Origin of the sequence: Streptomyces nogalater (assembly GCF_039532885.1) — a bacterium.
GTDB classification, from domain to species: Bacteria; Actinomycetota; Actinomycetes; order Streptomycetales; family Streptomycetaceae; genus Streptomyces; species Streptomyces nogalater.
In genome coordinates this window covers 185,151-201,816 of sequence record NZ_BAAASM010000006.1, presented here as the reverse complement: position 1 = coordinate 201,816, position 16,666 = coordinate 185,151, and the positions used below count along the sequence as shown (strand labels likewise).

Genomic DNA, 16,666 nt, shown 5'->3' with positions numbered 1-16,666 from the left:
CCGAACTTCCCGAGGAGCAACGCATGCCGGCCGCAGCCCGTACCGGTGACCCCACCAGTCACGGCGGTGTGATCGCCACCCCGCCGCCCGGCGCCGCCGCGGCCGTGGCCCGCGTGCTGATCGGCGGCCGGCCCGCCGCCGTCGTCGGCAGCCTGCACACCTGCCCGATACCGCCGCACGCGCTCACGGGCCCGGCCAACGTGATCCTGCCCAACCCGGTCGCGGCCACCGTGCTGATCGGCGGGCTGCCGGCCGCGCGGGCGCGCGACAAGACCGCGTGCGGCGCCACGGTCCTCACCGGCGCCCCCAACGTCCTGATCGGGGGCCTGTGATGAGCGAGCGGTTCATCGGCCGCGGCTGGGCGTTCCCGCTGCGGGTCGGCCCGACCGGCGGCATCGCCCTGGTCGAACGGGAGCGGGAGATCGAGGAGGCGATCCGCCTGGTGCTCGGCACCGCGCCCGGCGAGCGCCCCATGCGCCCCGAGTTCGGCTGCGGCATCCACGACTACGTCTTCGCCCCCGGCGACGGCGCCACCGCCGGACGCATCGCCCAGCAGGTGCGCGAGGCCCTGGAACGCTGGGAGCCGCGCATCTCGGTGGACGACGTGGTCGTCGCCTTCGACGCGGTCGAGGACGGCACCCTCTACATCGACGTGCACTACACCGTGCGCTCCACCAACGACCGGCGCAACCTGGTCTTTCCCTTCTACACCATCCCCTCCGAGGAGGGGGCCGAGGACAGGGGCACGGACTGATGGCACTGCCCTCCCCGAACCTGGACGACCGGCGGTTCCAGCAACTCGTCGACGAGGCCAAGCGGTACGTGCAGCAGCGCGCGCCGGAGTGGACCGACCACAACGTCTCCGATCCGGGCGTCACCCTGATCGAGACGTTCGCCTACCTCGTGGACCAGCTGCTGTACCGGCTGAACCGGGTCCCGGACAAGAACTACACCGCCTTCCTCGACCTGCTCGGCATCCGGCTGTTCCCGCCGGCCGCCGCCGTGGCCGAGGTCGACTTCTGGCTGTCGGCACCGCAGCCCGACACGGTCGAGCTGCCCACCGGCACCGAGGTGACCACCGCGCGCGGCGAGAGCGACGAGTCCGTGGTCTTCACCACCATCGACCACCTGGACATCCTGCCCAGCGAGCTGACCCGCCTGGTGACCGCGCACCGCACCGGCGAGCAGACCGACCGCACCGGGACGCTCTCCGAAGGCCGCGACATCCCCTGCTTCCAGGCCGCGCCGGAGCCGGGCGACGCCCTGCTGTTCGGCCTGCCGACGGCCGTGCCCCGGTGCATCGTCGCCGTACGCCTGGACAGCCGGGTGGAGGGCGTCGGCGTCGACCCGCGCCAGCCCCCGCTGGTGTGGGAGGCGTGGGACGGCGGCGGCTGGCGGGTGTGCGAGACCGGCCCGGACACCACCGGCGGACTCAACCGGCCCGGCGAGGTCGTCGTGTACGTCCCGGCCGGGCACACCGCCTCGGTGATCGGCGGCACCCGGGCCGGCTGGCTGCGCTGCCGGGTCACCGAGCCGGAGCCGGGCCAGCCGTTCTACTCGGAGTCCCCGACCGTGCGCGAGGCCGCGGTGTTCACCGTGGGCGGCACCATGACCGTGGAGCACGCCGAGACCGTCACCGACGTACCGCTCGGCACCTCCGAGGGAGTGCCCGGGCAGACGTTCCGGCTGGGCCGCCCGCCGGTCCTGCTCGACCGCGAACCCCCGGTCGTGGAGGTGTCCACGGCCGAGGGCTGGCAGCGCTGGGACGTGGTCGAGCACTTCGGCCGCTCCGGGCCCGCCGACCGGCACGTCCGCGTCGACGCCACCACCGGCGAGTTCGAGTTCCCGCCCGCCCTGCGCGAGCCCGACGGCACGCTGCGCCAGTGCGGCGCCGTGCCGCCCAAGGGCGCCCGGATCCGGGTGGCCCGCTACCGCACCGGCGGCGGCCCGGCCGGCAACGTCGCCCGCGGCGCGATCTCCGTGCTGCGCAGCTCCGTGCCGTACGTCGCCCGGATCACCAACCGGGAGGCGGCGCGCGGCGGGGTCGCCGGGGAGAGCGTGGAGAACGCCAAGCTGCGCGCCCCGCAGGCGCTGCGCATGCAGGAGCGCGCGGTGACCGCCGAGGACTACGAGATCATCAGCCGCCAGGCCGCGCCCTCGGTGCGCCGGGTGCGCTGCCTGCCCGCCGCCGAGGGCGCGGGCGCGGTACGGGTCCTGGTGGTGCCGGACGCGGTGGCCGACGAGGGCGACGACCGGCTCCGCTTCGAGCAGCTGATCCCCTCCGACCAGGTGCTCCAGGCGATCACCGCGTCCCTGGACGAGCGGCGCCTGATCGGCACCCGCCTGGTGGTGGAGCCGCCGGTCTACCAGGGCGTCACCGTGGTGACCCGGCTCGCCGCGGCCCCGGGCGACACCGACCGGGTGCGCGACGCGGCGCTCGCCGCGCTGTACCGGCACCTGAACCCGCTGCACGGCGGCCTCGACGGCACCGGCTGGCCGTTCGGGCGGCCGGTGCAGTACGGCGAGCTGTTCGGCGTGCTCCAACGCGCCGCCGGCAACGCGCTCGTGGAGGAGATCCGCCTCTTCCCCGCCGACCCGATCACCGGCCGGCGCGGCGCCCCGACGGACCGCATCGACCTGGCCCAGGGGGCACTGGTCTTCTCCTACCAGCACCAGGTGGTCGTCACGGCCGTGGATCCGGAGGGACGACTTTGAGCCGCGCCGCCGTCCCCGGCCTGCCCAGCCGTCACCCGATCGGCGAACAACTGCCGGCCCTGTACGCCGACGACGACTTCGCCCAGCGGTTCACCGCCGGCCTGGACACCGTCCTGGCCCCCGTCTTCCTGACCCTGGACACCCTCCCCGCCTACCTCGACCCCCGGCTGGCCCCGGCCGACTTCCTGACCTGGCTGGCTTCCTGGGTGGGCGCCACCGACGACCCCGCGTGGCCCGAGGGGCAGCGCCGCGAGGCCGTCACCCGCGCCGTGGAACTGCACCGCTGGCGCGGCACCGCCCGGGGCCTGACCGAGGCGCTGCGACTCGCCCTCGGCGTCCACGCGGAGGTGACCGGGGCGGGCGCCGCGACCTGGTCGGCGACGCCGGGCACGGACCTTCCGCCTCAGTCCCCGACGGGGCCGGTGGTGCGGGTGTGGCCGGGAGCGGGGCCCGCCGGCGGCCCGGGACCGGACCCGGCCCGGGTCCGCGACATCGTCCGGGTGATGTGCCCGGTGCACACCGACTGCCGGGTGGAGATCCTGCCCGGCCCGCCCACCGACGAAGGGAGGTGACGCCATGCGCGCGTGTCCCTCGTGCGGGGCGTCGAACGGTCCCACGGACGACTTCTGCGGCAACTGCGGCGCGTATCTGGGCTGGTCGGACACGAGCCCGGCGACGCGCACACCTCCTCAGCCCCCTGCCCCGGACCCCGGTCCGGACCCGCACACACCCCCGGAGCCCCCGGCCGCAACGGACCCCGCTCCCGCACCGGACCCCGCCCCGGCTCCGTCGCCCCGCGCCTCGTCGCTGCGCTCCCGGCTGACGGCACGGACCCGCGGCGGGGCAAGGGAGGAGGAACCCGGGCCGGCCGAAGGCCCCCGCCCCGGGAACGAGCCCCCCACCGACACACCCACCCGCCCCGGCCCCACGACCACACCGCCGGCCGAGACGGCCCCCGAGGCCACCACGACCGGCCCCGACTCCACGACCGCACCTGCCGAACCACCGGCCACCCGGGGCGGTTCGGCGACTGCGGCCACCGGCCCCGGCGCCACCACGGGGGGTTCGGCTGGTGCGTCCGCCGATTCCCGTACGGCCACCGGGGATTCGGTCGGCGCGTCTGCCGACTCCCGCACGACCACGGGCGGTACCGCCGGCGCGTCCTCCGACTCCCGCACGGCCACGGGCGGTTCCGTCGGCGTGCCCGCCGAACGCCGGGCCACCACGGGCGGTGCCGCTGACGCGCCCGCCGAACCCCGTACGGCCACAGGCGGTTCGTCCACCGAATCCCAACCCCCGACGGCCGGCACCCGTCCGGCGCCCGCGTCGTCCGACGACGCGCGCCACCCCGACCGCACCACCCCGGCCACGCCCACCGCACCCCCGGCCCGGCCCCGGCAGCCGGAGCCGCCGACGGCACCACAGCGCCCCCAGCCGCCCATCACGCCCCCCATCACCCCCCGCGCCCCGTCGGCCCAGGACGCACCGGGCCCCCGCTCCCCGTCCGCCCCCACCCCCGGGGCACCGGCACCGGACGCCGTGCTTCCCGTGCAGCCGGCGAAGCCGGTGGCCCCGCGTCCCGTCGTACGCCCCGTGGAGGCGCCGGACGAGGTGGCGGGCAGGCCCTGCCCGGCCTGCGGCACGCCCAACCCGCCGGGCCGCCGTTTCTGCCGGCGCTGCGCGGCCGAGCTGAACCCGGCGGCGAAGCCGGACCCGCTGCCGTGGTGGCGGACCGTGTGGCCGCTGCGCCGCCGGGTGCGGGCCGGCTCGGGCCGCGGGGTGCGGTTCCTGGTGATCCTGGCGGTGCTGGTGGCGCTGTGCGCGGCCGGCCTCTTCCTGCTGCCGGCCGGACGTGCCCTGTTCGAGGACACCCGGGACAAGCTGGGCAAGCCCAAGCCCGTGACCCCGGTGGGCATCGAGGCGAGCGCCGAGGTACCCGGGCACCCGGCGAGGAACACCACGGACGGGGTGAGCAACCACTACTGGGGTGTGCCCGCGCCGGGCGCGTCGGTGACCTACACCTTCCGCGAGCCGTTCCGGCTGGTCGACGTGATCATCACCAACGGCGCGTCCAAGTCCCCGGAGGCCTACGCCGACGAGGCACGCGCGCTGCGGATGGACCTGGAGGTCACCACGCGGGACGGCGAGCGGCACCGCAAGCAGGTCACTCTCGCCGACAAGCCGGGCCCCCAGACGATCCCCACCGGATACAGCGACGTCACGGCGGTACGCCTGGTCCTGAACTCCCCGGCCGGGCTGTCCCCGGGCCGCCATCTGGCGCTGGCGGAGGTGGAGTTCTTCGCCCGGAGCTGACCCGTGCCCACCCCGCCGCCCGACGGGCGCGGACCCGGTGACCCGGACCACGTCCGAGCGGGGTGGTGCACACAATTTCGTTTAACTTTCCTTTCCTTTTCCCCTCGTTGGCTGGATCCTGCCAGTGGGGTAAGAATGAGCCGTATCCGGTTCGAGAGCGCGGGTGTTCGGGGGGGGTCCTGTGTTCTGTCGTTCACGCATGTCCGGGTACGTGCTTCCACCCGGCCGGCTTCGGCCGTCGGTGTGACGGCCCCCGTGGTCGGTCTCGACGGAACGGGTGGGGCAGCCTTGCAGCGCGACATCGAAGTGAAGCTTCTGCGTACCCTGCTGGCCGTGGTCGACGAGGGCGGGTTCGCCCGTGCCGCCCAGTCCCTCCACGTCACCCAGCCGACCGTCAGCCAGCAGGTGCAGCGGCTGGAATCGATCGTGCGGACACCGGTGTTCCACCGCACCAAGCGTCCGCTGCGGCTGACCCCGGCCGGCCGGGAACTGGTGGCCCACGCCCGGCATGTGATCAGGCTCAACAACGACGTGCTCAACCGGGTGTCGGCCCTGTGCAGCCAGGCGACGCTGAGCATGGGCTGCTCGATCCACTTCGCGGACGGGCTGGGCCTGATGTTCTCCCAGCTGGACGCGGAGATGCCGCACGTGCGGTGCGCGGTGGCCACCGACCTCAGCGCCCCGCTGGCCGACCGGGTCGCCGCGGGCGACATCGACGCGGCGCTGCTGCTCGGCATCAAGACGGCCCGCTCGGAGATGCTGGGGCGGCTGCGGCTCGGCTGGTTCGGCACGCCGCCGCCCACGCCCGGACGCGGGGTGCCCGTCGCCCTGCTCGGCGGCAGTTCGGCGCTGAGCCAGCACATCGCCGAGACGCTCGACCGCAACGGTGTCGCCTGGTACTCCGTCCCCTGGTGCACCGACCCGCACACCGTACGGGCGTCCGTCCAGGCCGGTCTCGCCTGCACGGCCCTGTGCGAGAACTCCCACCAGAAGCATCCCGGAGTCCGCCCGGCCCCGCCCGGCGTCCTCGGCCCCGCCCCGTCGCCCCTCCCCGTCTACCTGGCCTTTTCCCCGGCCGTCCGCGACACCGTCGTGGACGCCGTCCGGGCCGTGGCCCGGATGATCCTGGCCGGCACACCACTGGCCCCACCCTGACCCACCGCAGATACGTTTCCCCGAGGGGGGATCGGCGGGGGTCCGGTGGGGCCGGTGCCGGATGGAGCAGGGTGGTGGTGTCCGGGCGGGCGGGGTGAACCTCCGACGGCGGGCCGTGCCGTGGTGCCGGCCCGGGGGAATAGCCGGCCGGGCACGGCCGCCGTCGGAGGTGTCGGGGGTGGCCGCTCAGTACGAGCCGCGGCCGGCTCCCCGTGCCGTCAGCTTCGGGCCGTACGGCGCGGAGTCCAGCCACTCGCCCGCCCTGCGGCCGGCCGCGGCCACCGCCGCGGCGGCGCGCTGGCGCAGCCAGAGGGAGGGACGGTGGGCCAGCATGTGTTCGAGCGCGGCGCTGGCGCAGGCGCGGTTGTAGGTGGCCGCTTCCTTGCGGTCCTGGGCGAACCGCGCGATCGCCGCACCGGCGGCGGCCGGGTCGCGGCCGTCGTCCAGGGCCTGGGTGATCGCCTCCACCGCCCGGATGGCGTCCGGGACACTGGAGTTCATGCCGCGCGCGCCGAACGGCGCGAACAGATGGGCCGCCTCGCCGGTCAGCAGGATCCGGCGGTGGGTGTCGGTGAACCGCTCCGCGACCTGCTGCGCGAAGCGGTACGTCGACACCCAGCGGACCCGGTCGCCGTACGCCTCGGGCAGGATCCGCGGGATCCAGCGGCGCAGGCCCTCCGGGGAGACGAACCGCTCGGGGTCGTCGTTCACCAGCAGGTTGAGGTCGACCCGCCAGCCGCCCGCGAACGGCACGGTCAGCACGTTGCGGCCGCCGACGTTCGGATGGCGGTAGTGGAAGACGCGCTCCATCGGCAGCGGGTTGTGCTCCGGGTCGTCGTCGAGGTCGACGACCACGAAGGTGTTCCGGGACCGCGGGCCCTGAAGGGGACTGTCGATCGCGGCGCGCAGCGCGGAGCGGGAGCCGTCGGCCGCGACCACGTAGTCGGCCTGCCACTCGCGGCCGGTGGCGTCCTTGAGCAGCACGCCCTCGGGGGTGCTCAGCGCGGAGGCGATCTCCACCCCCCAGTGGAACTCCACACCCTGCTTGCGGCAGGCCGCCGCCATCAGGTCCTCGGTGATCACCTGCGGCAGGCTGGTGAAGTGCGGCAGGCCCTCGCGGGTGCTCGGCGGGTAGGTGCGGGTGTACACCTCCTTGCCGGCCCAGTACGACCGTTTCGTCGCCCACATCACCCCGCGGCCCGCTATCTCGTGGCCGAGACCGGGGCTCAGCCGCTCCAGCTCGCGCAGCGAGGCGCCGTGCAGATAGGCGGCCCGGCTGCCGGGCCGTACGGTGCTCTCCGTACGGCGTTCCAGGACCACCGCGGGCAGCCCGGCGGCGCGCAGGGCCAGGGCCGCGCTGAGGCCGGCCGGTCCGGCGCCCACGACGAGGACCGGGTGACGGGGGGTGGGTCCGGTGCTCGTGCTCACGCCGTCTCCTTGGCGAGGTGGAGGGTGTCGGAGGTGAAGCGGACGATACGGCCGTCCAGGCCGCCGGTGAGGGCGGCGTGCCACACCGCGGTGCGGATCGCCGACTCGTCGCGGCGCAGCACGGCCTCGTCGGCGTCGGTGCTCAGTTCGAGGTAGTCGCCGGCCCGCCGGGCGGTCAGGCCGGCGTCCTCGGCGGCGCGGGCCACGGGCTGGAACTCGGGTACGTCGAGCACGTACAGGGCGAGGCTCACAGACCGGCTCCTTCCGTGTCCGTGCGGATCGGTTCCGCCTTGCGGATCAGTTCCGCCTTGCGCCGCCACAGCGCCTCCACCGTCGGCCGCGGCGACTCGGCGACGTCGGCGAGCGCCCGGACCGTCAGTTCGGCGTCCCGGGCGTCGATCCCGGACATGGGCCGCAGCGGGCGGGTGATCTCCAGCTGGATGCCGTTGGGGTCGTCGAAGTAGACGGACTCGATCAGTTCGTGGGCGAGCGGCCGGGTGACCCGGATGCCGTGGCCCTTCAGCCGCTCGCGCCAGCCGAGGAGCTCCTCCTCGGTGTCGACGTGGAAGGCCAGGTGCCGCGAGCGGTGCATCAGGTCGCTCGGGGCATCCTCCTCGGGCAGGCCGAAGTAGTAGAAGAAGGCGATGCGGTTGCCCGCGCCCATGTCGAAGAAGAAGTGCACGAAGTCCGGGTAGTCCTCCGTGACCCAGCCGGTGGCGGTGATGGCGTGCACCAGCGGCATGCCGAGGGCCTGGGTGTAGAACTCGACGGTGGCGCGGGGTTTCCAGGTGACGAAGGCGAGGTGGTCGACCCCGTCCACGCGCAGGTCCGGCGGACCGGCCGGGGGACGGGCGGACGGTGATGCGGTTGCCAATGCTCCTCCAGTGGTTGGGGCAGGGGCGCTGCACGTGGGGCCGGGGTCGGTTCAGCTCGCGGTACGCCCCCGCAGACCCGACACGGTGATCAGGGCTCCGAGCAGCAGGGTCAGTCCGCCGACGACGAGCGCCCACCGGGTGCCGCCGGCGTTGGTCGCGGACAGGTTGAGCACCACACCGAGGACGGCGACACCGAGGGAGGCGCCGACCTGGCGGGCGGAGTTGAGCGCGCCGGCCCCGATGCCGGCCAGCTCGGGCGGTACGGAGCTCGCCATGCCGGCCACCAGCGCGGGCAGGGCGAAGGAGACGCCGAAGCCGAAGGCGAGCAGGCCGATCACGGTGGCGGTCAGGGCCAGGGCGGAGTCGCCGGTGAACGGCGCCTGGAGCAGCGCGCCGACGCCCATCAGGACGAACCCGATGGTGGCGGGGCGGCGCGGGCCGATGCGGCCGACGAGACGGCCGGTGTAGATCGGGTTGAAGGCGGTGGGCAGGGTCAGCGGCAGGAAGGCCAGGCCGGCGCTGAAGGAGGAGTAGCCGCGGCTCTCCTGGAAGAACAGCGACAGCACGAACAGCAGCCCGGACAGGCCGAAGTTGGCGAGCAGGCCCGAGGTGAGCGCGGCGGAGAAACCGCGGCTGCGGAACATGCGCAGCGGCAGCATCGCCGCGTCCCCGGCCCGCGACTCGGCGGCGACGAACACCGCGGCGGCCACGGCGGCCAGCACGATGGTGGCGACGACCGCCGTGGCCCCCCAGCCCTTGGCCGGGCCCTCGATCAGCGCGTACGACAGGGCGCCCAGGGCGACGACCGCGCTGACCTGGCCGGTGACGTCGAGGCCGCTGCGCTGCTTGATGGCCGTCTCCGGGGCCAGACGCATGGTGATCAGGAAACTGACCAGCGCCAGCGGCACGTTGATGAGGAAGATCGCGCGCCAGCCGACGGTGTCGGTGAGCGCGCCGCCGACCAGGGGGCCGGCGGCCAGGGCGAGCCCGGTGATGGCGGCCCAGTTGCCGACGGCACGGGCGCGGTCGGCGGGGTTGCTGTAGGCGTTGGTGATCACCGCCAGGGAGGCGGGCAGCAGCAGCGCACCCGCCACGCCGAGCGCCAGGCGCAGGGCGACCAGGGCGCCGAGGGTGTTCGCGGCGGCGGAGACGCCGGAGAGGATCCCGAAGGCGGCCAGGCCCCAGAGGAAGACCCGGCGCCCGCCGAGCCGGTCGGACAGCCAGCCGGCCGTCAGCAGCAGGGCGGCGAAGGTGATGGTGTAGCCGTTGGTGACCCACTGCAGACCGCTCAGCCCGACGTGGAGGCTGGTGGAGATGGCGGGCAGTGCCACCGAGACGATCGTCATGTCCAGCAGGACCATGAAGTAGCCGAGCGAGAGCCCGACCAGCAGGGTCCGCGAGGGCTTGTCGGTTCGTGCCGGTGCGACGGAAGCCCGCTGCGGTTCCGCCTGCGTCGACATGTAATTCTCCTTCGTTCGATTGCGTGAATTACCGCCATAGAAGAGGAAGTTGCGGGGGGCGGCACAAACCATTCAAGCGGACCGGAAAGGCGAATTGCCGCTGGTGACGACGGGAATGCCCTATGGGTAACATCGGCTCAGCCGATGGGTCGAGCAAGGGGGAGCCAGGACGTGGAGCTACGGCATCTTCGGACGTTCGAGACGGTCGCCCGGACGCTCAGCGTCACCCAGGCGGCCAGGGAACTGCACTACGCGCAGTCCAGCGTCAGCGACCAGATCCAGGCCCTGGAGCGCGAGCTGGGGGTGGACCTGCTCGACCGGTCCCAGCGGCGGGTGCGGCTGACCCCGCAGGGTGTGGCCCTGTCGGAGTACACCGGGCGGATCCTCAAGCTGCTGGAAGAGGCACGCTGGGCGGTGTCCCGGCCCGACGCCGAGGTGGCGGTGGGCGCGCTGGAGACGGTGGGCCTGCATCTGCTGCCCGCGGTGCTCGCGCGCTACCGCTCGCTGTATCCCGAGGCGCGGGTCCGTGTCACCCAGGGCAACCGGGGGGAGCTGTACAAGGCGGTGCGCCGCGGAGACCTGGACGTCTGCCTGACCTTCGGCGCTCCGCCGCCGGAGACGGGGCTGCTGGCCGAGACGCTGGCCGAGGAACCGCTGGTGGTGATCGCCCCGCCGGACCATCCGCTGGCCGAACGCGGCCGGGCACCGCTCGCCGAGCTTGTCAAGGAACCGTTTCTGGCCACCGAGCGGGGCTGCGGCTTCCGCGAGATGTACGACGGCGCCTTCTCCGGTGCCGCCGCCAAGGAGCCGGTCGCGGAGGTGTCCAGCATCGGCACGCTCGGCGCGTGCGTGGCCGCGGGAATGGGCTGTGCCCTGCTGCCGCATGTCGCGGTGCGGGCCCAGGCGGACCGGCGCGAGGTCGCGGTGATCGAGGTGGAGGACGCCCGGTTGCGCACGGCGGTCACCATGACGTGGCTGGACCGCAACTCGGCCAACCCCAACCTGGTCGGCCTGCAGACGGTGCTCCGCAGACAGCTGGCCGCCTGACCCGGCCCCCCCGCCCTCGCCCGCGCCCCCGCTCACGTTCCCGCCTCCGTCCGGCCCGCGGGGGCCGCGGGGGCCGCGGGGACAGGGGTGCGCCGGGGCGGTTGTACGGGGAGCGGGGGCAGGGGGATCGTCCGCAGGCGGGCGCGGGCGATCTTGCCGGTCACGGTGGTGGGCAGCCGGTCCACGACGACCAGCTGCTCGGGGAGCTTGTAGGTGGCCAGACCCTTGCCGGCCAGGTGCCCGGTGACGTCGTCCAGGGTGAGACGCGTCCCCGGGCGCAGCGCGACGACCAGACAGGCGCGCTGGCCGAGGCGCGGGTCGGGGCGGGCGACGACGGCGTGCTGGGCCAACTGCGGGAGGTCGTCGAGGAGTTCCTCCACCTCCAGCGCGCTGAACTTCAGCCCGCCCCGGTTGATCAGCTCGTCGGCCCGGCCCCGGTAGACCACCGAGCCGTCCGGTCGCAGGGCGGCCAGGTCGCCGGTGCGCAGCCAGCCGTCCGGGGTGAACGCGGCCCGGGTCGCCTCGGGGGCGCGGTGGTAGCCGGAGAACATCCACGGGCTGCGGTACTGGAGTTCACCGGTCTCGCCGGGCGCGGCCGGCCGGCCGTCCCGGTGGACGCGCACGGCCGCGCCGAGGGCGGGCCGGCCGATGGTGCCGGCCGCCTCGGGCGGATCACCGGGGCGGGTGTACGTACCGGCGCCGATCTCCGTCATCCCCCACTGGACGATGAGCCGGGCGCCCAGGACGCGCCGCACGCCGTCGGCCAGTTCGCGGGGCACGGGGGCGCCGCCGGTGCGCACCTCCCGCAGCCTGAGCGGAGCGTCTCCGCCGCCGGCTGCCGGGAGGGCGAGCAGGTCGCGCAGCTGGGCGGGGACGGCGAAGGCGGCGGTGGCGCCGCAGGCGCGCAGGGCGGCGGCGAAGGCGCGGGGCTCCCAGGCGCCGAACAGGCCCACCGCGCCGCCGGTGACCAGGGCGAGATGGACGGAGAGCAGCCCGAAGGCATGGCTGAGCGGGCTCGCGGAGACGATGGTGTCCCGCGCGCCGAGTCCGCCGTCCGCCGCCACGGCCGCGGCGTTGCCGAGGAGTCCGGCGTGGCTGTGGACGCACAGCTTCGGCCGCCGGGAGGTCGTACCGGAGGACGCCAGCAGCACCAGGGGGGCCGTGGGGTCGGTGGGCGGGGGAGGCAGCCGGACGGCCGGGTGGTCCGGTGCCTCTTCGAGCAGACCCGCCAGGTCCGGCAGCCCGCCGGTGGAGCCGGGGCCGGTGACGTGGGTGCGGGCGCCGGCGGGACCGGTGACGTGGGTGCCGGTGCCGGCGGGGCCGGTGTCCCGGGTGCGGGTGCCCCCGTGTCCGGCGCCGGTGGACACCCAGACGTGCCGCAGTCCGGGGCAGTCGTCGCGCAGGGCGCGGATCTCGCCGAGGCGGTCGTGTCCGCGCTGTACGGCGGCGGCCACCAGCGCGACCGCGCCGGACTGCTCGATCAGCGTCCGCGTCTCGCGGGGGCCGTAGGCGGAGTGCAGGGGCAGCAGCAGCACACCGAGCCGGGCGGTGGCCGCGTGCAGCACCACCAGCTCCCAGGAGTTGGGCAGCCGGGCCGCCAGTACGTCGCCGGCCGTGAGCCCGTGCCGGTGCAGGGCGGCGGCGGTGCGCTCGGCCTGGCGGAGGCAGTCCCGCCAGGTCCGCCGGCGGCCGCCGTCCCACACGGCGGGTTCCACGCGGCGGTCGGCCGCGCGTACCAGTGCGTCGGTGAACGTGCCGGACGTGGTCAGGAAATCCGTGGGTGGAGCGTTCACGAGGAAACCTCCGTTGCGGCAGAACGAATCAGGCGCTGCCTTGCGAGAGGGGATTCTGCGGGGCGTCCGATCGCCTGGTCCAGCATTCGCCGATAAGGATTTCCGATGCCGTGTACGCGGCCGGACCCGATAAGAAAGCTCAATGAAGAGCGAAGCCGCCCAGGGTGATCGTGGGTGTGCCGCCGTATCGTGCCGTGATGTCGTTCGGCACCGCCGATGATTGCCATCGGGGCAAGCGAACCGTGGATTCCCGGATGGTAAGAAACATCAATAAGGAACGTGTGCATTCCGCTTCCGGGGAGGGTCGAAAAAAGCCGAGCGCGGACCGATCGTCGCCTCCGATACGGGTCATCTGTAAGACCGAATCGACACGAAACCGCTGGTCAAAGCGGTGCTACGGATGGGTAACCCACCGGCTCGCGGGTCGTGAAACCTTCCGTTCACAGATTGCACTTGCCCGGAAAACAAAGACCTGCACAGAATTCCGGCGGCCCTGAGGCAGGAGGTATCAATGGCCTTCGTTCAATCCTCCGGCACCACCCATCCGCCATTCCGGCAGGCCGCCGATCCGGTCGCCGACGGCGCGTTCAGCACGGCCGACCTGCGCCGTCTCGACGCGGTGATCCACGATGCCCGCCACGCCAGTACGGCACCGGCGTCCGAACTTCTCGCGCCGCTGCGACCGGACGGCACGGCTGCCGCGCTGACCGAGCGGGAGTGCACGTTCGACCACTGCGCCGTTCTGCTGTTTCCCGACACCCTCGACGCCGGCCTGCGCCACTTGGCGGAACGGGGACTGGCGCCCCTTCCCGCCGTGCCCAGCACCGTGGTGCGGGCCCGGCTCGGCGCACGCCACCGGCTGGACCCGGCGCGCTGCGACGTGCACATCACCCGCCTGCGGATCCCGCTGCCGGACGGGCGGCGGCACCCTGCCGTGGAGGTCTTCCTCTTCCCCCGCGACAGCGAGGCGTTCGACGAGCGCGTCGAGGCGGCGGAGTCCGCGTACGGCTTCGAGAACCACACCGCGTTCGTCGTCGACCGCCCCTCCGGCCCGCTGTTGCGCCGGCTCGTCACCACCTGGCACGCCGAGGCGGGGCTGCTGTGGGAGGGCGGCGGCCACAACCCGCACGAGGGCGGACCGGCGGGATCGACCGTGACGTACTTCGTGCGCGACCACCGGCGCCCCGCCCGCCGGCGCCGCTTCGAGCTGCACTGCGCCGGCGACCTGCGCGGCGCCACCGCCGATCTGCCCCGTCCGGCCGAGGCGGTCCGCCAGGCGTACCAGGCGTGGCCGGCCGCCCCGAAGCGCCCGGACGCCTGAGCCGGGACCCGCGCGGTGCCCCGCCCCCGCGCGCCGCGTCCCGTCGCCCCCACCCTGCGTACCCATCCCTAGACCACCGGGAGCACCCGTGCTGCGGAACGAAACGCTCAGGAACATCGCGCTCACGCCCGAACTTCACGACTACCTGCTCGTCCAGGGCAGGATGGTCCCCGACCCGCTGCTGGCGGAGCTGGCCGAGCGGACCAGGGAGGCGATCCCGGACCAGGCGCACATGGTGGTCGCCCCCGAGGAGGCCGCCCTGCTGACCTTCCTGGTGCGGCTGCTCGGTGCCCGCACCATCGTGGAGGTCGGCACCTTCACGGGCTCGTCCTCGCTCTGCCTGGCCCGCGGGCTGGCCCCCGGCGGCACCCTGATCACCTGTGACGTCTCCGCCGAATGGACCGCGCTGGCCCGGGAGTTCTGGACCCGCGCCGGGGTGTCCGACCGCATCGAGCTGCGCCTCGGCCCGGCCGTGTCGACCCTGCGCGCCCTGCCCGCCGAGCCGCACCTCGACCTCGCCTTCATCGACGCCGACAAGCCCGGCTACATCGACTACTGGGAGGAGCTGGTCCCCCGGATGCGTCCGGGCGGGCTGATCCTCGTGGACAACACGCTGTTCAGCGGCGAGGTCGTCGCGGAGTTCCCCGGGGTCAAGGCCGCCGCCGTCCACGCGTTCAACGACCACGCCCGCAAGGACGAGCGCGTCGAGCTGGTCATGCTGCCGGTCGCCGACGGCCTGACGCTGGCGCGCCGGCTGCCCGCCGAGGCGTCGTCGTTCTGATGGCGCCCGCCACCGCACCGTACGCGTTCGCGCCGACCCCAGGAGGACGACCGTGACCGGGCTGACCCGCCCCGGATATCCGCTGCACCCGCTCGCCGTCGAGGTCCCCCTCGACGATCTCGACGAGGACTTCCCGCGCGACCTCGGCGCGGCACCGCAGCAGCCGGCCTGGCACGACCCCGTCCAGGCCGCGGCGGTCCGCGCCGAACTCGCCCAGCTGCCGGGGCTGGTGACCTGGGAGGAGGTCCGCCTGCTGCGCACCCTGCTGGCCGAGGCGGCGACCGGTCACTACCTGGTGATCCAGGCGGGCGACTGCGCGGAGGACCCGGCCGAGTGCGCCCCGTCGGCGGTGATGCGCAAGGCGGGCCTGCTGGACGCGCTGGCCGGGGTGATGGTGGCGGCCACCGGCCGGCCGGTGGTGCGCATCGGCCGCATCGCCGGACAGTTCGCCAAGCCGCGCAGCGCGCCCACCGAACTGGTCGACGGCACCGAACTGCCGGTCTACCGGGGCCACTTGGTCAACGCGCCGGAGCCCACCGCGGCGGCCCGCCAGGCCGACCCGCGCCGCATGCTGGAGTGCTACTACGCCGCCCATCGCGCCGTGACGTATCTGCGGCAGCGCACCAGCGACTGGGCGCTGCCCACCGGCGCCCCGGTGTGGACCAGCCACGAGGCGCTGGTCCTCGACTACGAGCTGCCGCTGCTGCGCCGCACCGCAGCCGGGCACGTCCTGCTGGCCTCCACCCATCTGCCCTGGATCGGCGAGCGCACCCGGCACCCGGACGGCCCGCACGCCCGGATGCTGGCGCAGGTGACCAACCCGGTCGCGTGCAAGGTCGGCCCGGCGACCCGCCCGGCGGACCTGCTCGCCCTGTGCGCCCGGCTGGACCCGGACCGCGAGCCCGGCCGGCTGACCCTGATCTCCCGGATGGGCGCGTCGGCGGTGCGCACCGCGCTGCCGCCGCTGGTCGGCGCCGTCCGCGAGGCCGGGCACCGGGTGGCGTGGCTGTGCGACCCGCTGCACGGCAACACCGTCAAGGCACCGTCCGGGGCGAAGGTCCGGGTGGTGCGGACGGTGGTGGAGGAGGTCCGGGCCTTCCTTGAGGTGGTCACCGAGGCGGGCGGCACACCCGCGGGCCTGCACCTGGAGACCACCCCGCACGACGTCGCCGAGTGCGTCCGGACGGATCCGGCCGAACTCGGCGCCACCCCGGCCGGGACCGCGCCCGCCACCCTGTGCGACCCCCGGCTCAACCCCGAGCAGGCGCTGGAGGTGGCCCGCGCCTGGGCGGCCCCGCCCGCCTGACACACGCCACCGACGCATCACCGACGTCATGCCAACCATGAGAGGAAACGTCATGTCAGAGACGGTCATCCGGGAGAACGACGGCACCTACGCCATGATCAACGTCTTCGACGTGGAGCCGGAGAAGCAGCAGGAGCTGGCCGAGGTGCTCAGCGAGGGCGCCGAGAAGTTCATCCGGCACCGGCCCGGCTGCATCTCCGTGAACATCCTGACCAGCCTCGACGGCAAGCGCCTGGTCTACTACGCGCAGTGGGTCAGCAAGGCCGACATCAAGGCCACCATGGGCGACCCGGACGTGCAGGTGTACCGGGACCGGGCCGCCGCGCTGGCCAAGCCCGACCCGCACGCGTACACGGTGTTCGCCGTCCACCACCCGGAGAGCTGACCCGGCCCGTCCCGGCTCGTCCGGCTCGTCCAGCACGTCCAGCACGTCCGGCTCCGCACCGCCGTGTCCCCGCGGCGGTGCGGAGCC

Annotated in this window: 16 protein-coding genes; 11 read left to right on the top strand and 5 right to left on the bottom strand. The window is 74.3% G+C overall.

The annotated features are described in order from the left end of the window. Positions 1 to 23 precede the first annotated feature (23 nt). The 6 genes from ABD350_RS06650 to ABD350_RS06625 all read left to right on the top strand — a co-directional run bounded on the left by ABD350_RS06650 (position 24) and on the right by ABD350_RS06625 (position 6,183). The gene (locus ABD350_RS06650; protein ID WP_344346818.1) at positions 24 to 332 is read left to right on the top strand and encodes a PAAR domain-containing protein; all 309 of its coding nucleotides are present in this window, start codon (positions 24 to 26) and stop codon (positions 330 to 332) included. After that, the gene (locus tag ABD350_RS06645) at positions 332 to 754 is read left to right on the top strand and encodes a GPW/gp25 family protein (protein ID WP_030780526.1); all 423 of its coding nucleotides are present in this window, start codon (positions 332 to 334) and stop codon (positions 752 to 754) included. The genes ABD350_RS06650 and ABD350_RS06645 overlap by 1 nt, the downstream gene beginning before the upstream one ends. Next, positions 754 to 2,715, top strand: coding sequence for a putative baseplate assembly protein (locus tag ABD350_RS06640; RefSeq protein WP_344346817.1), 1,962 nt, complete (start codon positions 754 to 756; stop codon positions 2,713 to 2,715). Before ABD350_RS06645 ends, ABD350_RS06640 begins: the two co-directional genes overlap by 1 nt. Next, positions 2,712 to 3,287: a phage tail protein gene (locus ABD350_RS06635; RefSeq protein ID WP_344346816.1), complete on the top strand. Its 576-nt coding sequence runs from the start codon at positions 2,712 to 2,714 to the stop codon at positions 3,285 to 3,287. The genes ABD350_RS06640 and ABD350_RS06635 overlap by 4 nt, the downstream gene beginning before the upstream one ends. A 628-nt stretch (positions 3,288 to 3,915) precedes the next feature. Then, a complete protein-coding gene (locus ABD350_RS06630) occupies positions 3,916 to 5,028 on the top strand; it encodes an NADase-type glycan-binding domain-containing protein (RefSeq protein WP_344346815.1) in 1,113 nt (370 codons plus the stop codon). A 306-nt stretch (positions 5,029 to 5,334) separates the two neighbouring features. Next, a complete protein-coding gene (locus tag ABD350_RS06625) occupies positions 5,335 to 6,183 on the top strand; it encodes a LysR family transcriptional regulator (RefSeq protein WP_344346814.1) in 849 nt (282 codons plus the stop codon). Positions 6,184 to 6,369: 186 nt separating this feature from the next. Here the strand turns inward: ABD350_RS06625 and ABD350_RS06620 are convergent, their stop codons facing one another. Genes ABD350_RS06620 through ABD350_RS06605 form a run of 4 tightly spaced genes read right to left on the bottom strand, consistent with a single transcriptional unit; the run spans position 6,370 to position 9,946 of the window. Further along, positions 6,370 to 7,611: an FAD-dependent monooxygenase gene (locus tag ABD350_RS06620; protein ID WP_344346813.1), complete on the bottom strand. Its 1,242-nt coding sequence runs from the start codon at positions 7,609 to 7,611 to the stop codon at positions 6,370 to 6,372. After that, the gene (locus ABD350_RS06615) at positions 7,608 to 7,862 is read right to left on the bottom strand and encodes a hypothetical protein (RefSeq protein WP_344346812.1); all 255 of its coding nucleotides are present in this window, start codon (positions 7,860 to 7,862) and stop codon (positions 7,608 to 7,610) included. Before ABD350_RS06615 ends, ABD350_RS06620 begins: the two co-directional genes overlap by 4 nt. Continuing rightward, positions 7,859 to 8,485, bottom strand: coding sequence for a VOC family protein (locus ABD350_RS06610; protein ID WP_344346811.1), 627 nt, complete (start codon positions 8,483 to 8,485; stop codon positions 7,859 to 7,861). The genes ABD350_RS06615 and ABD350_RS06610 overlap by 4 nt, the downstream gene beginning before the upstream one ends. 51 nt (positions 8,486 to 8,536) lie before the next feature. After that, entirely contained in the window at positions 8,537 to 9,946 is a 1,410-nt protein-coding gene (locus ABD350_RS06605; RefSeq protein ID WP_344346810.1) for an MFS transporter, read from the bottom strand. Between the two features lie 171 nt (positions 9,947 to 10,117). Between ABD350_RS06605 and ABD350_RS06600 the strand changes: the two genes are divergently transcribed. Then, the gene (locus tag ABD350_RS06600; RefSeq protein WP_344346809.1) at positions 10,118 to 10,993 is read left to right on the top strand and encodes a LysR family transcriptional regulator; all 876 of its coding nucleotides are present in this window, start codon (positions 10,118 to 10,120) and stop codon (positions 10,991 to 10,993) included. 32 nt (positions 10,994 to 11,025) lie between these two features. Here the strand turns inward: ABD350_RS06600 and ABD350_RS06595 are convergent, their stop codons facing one another. Then, on the bottom strand, positions 11,026 to 12,786 hold the full coding sequence (locus tag ABD350_RS06595; protein WP_344346808.1) for a class I adenylate-forming enzyme family protein: 1,761 nt from the start codon (positions 12,784 to 12,786) through the stop codon (positions 11,026 to 11,028). A 511-nt stretch (positions 12,787 to 13,297) separates the two neighbouring features. Between ABD350_RS06595 and ABD350_RS06590 the strand changes: the two genes are divergently transcribed. From ABD350_RS06590 to ABD350_RS06575, 4 genes are all read left to right on the top strand, one after another. After that, the gene (locus ABD350_RS06590; RefSeq protein WP_344346807.1) at positions 13,298 to 14,107 is read left to right on the top strand and encodes a hypothetical protein; all 810 of its coding nucleotides are present in this window, start codon (positions 13,298 to 13,300) and stop codon (positions 14,105 to 14,107) included. A gap of 88 nt (positions 14,108 to 14,195) precedes the next feature. Next, positions 14,196 to 14,888 carry an O-methyltransferase gene (locus ABD350_RS06585; RefSeq protein ID WP_344346806.1) on the top strand — a complete coding sequence of 231 codons (693 nt, stop codon included), beginning with the start codon at positions 14,196 to 14,198 and terminating at the stop codon, positions 14,886 to 14,888. A 52-nt stretch (positions 14,889 to 14,940) separates the two neighbouring features. After that, positions 14,941 to 16,194, top strand: a complete 1,254-nt coding sequence (locus tag ABD350_RS06580) for a 3-deoxy-7-phosphoheptulonate synthase (protein WP_382467042.1) — start codon at positions 14,941 to 14,943, stop codon at positions 16,192 to 16,194. Between the two features lie 52 nt (positions 16,195 to 16,246). After that, on the top strand, positions 16,247 to 16,579 hold the full coding sequence (locus ABD350_RS06575) for a putative quinol monooxygenase (protein WP_344346805.1): 333 nt from the start codon (positions 16,247 to 16,249) through the stop codon (positions 16,577 to 16,579). The last annotated feature ends 87 nt before the right edge of the window (positions 16,580 to 16,666 follow it).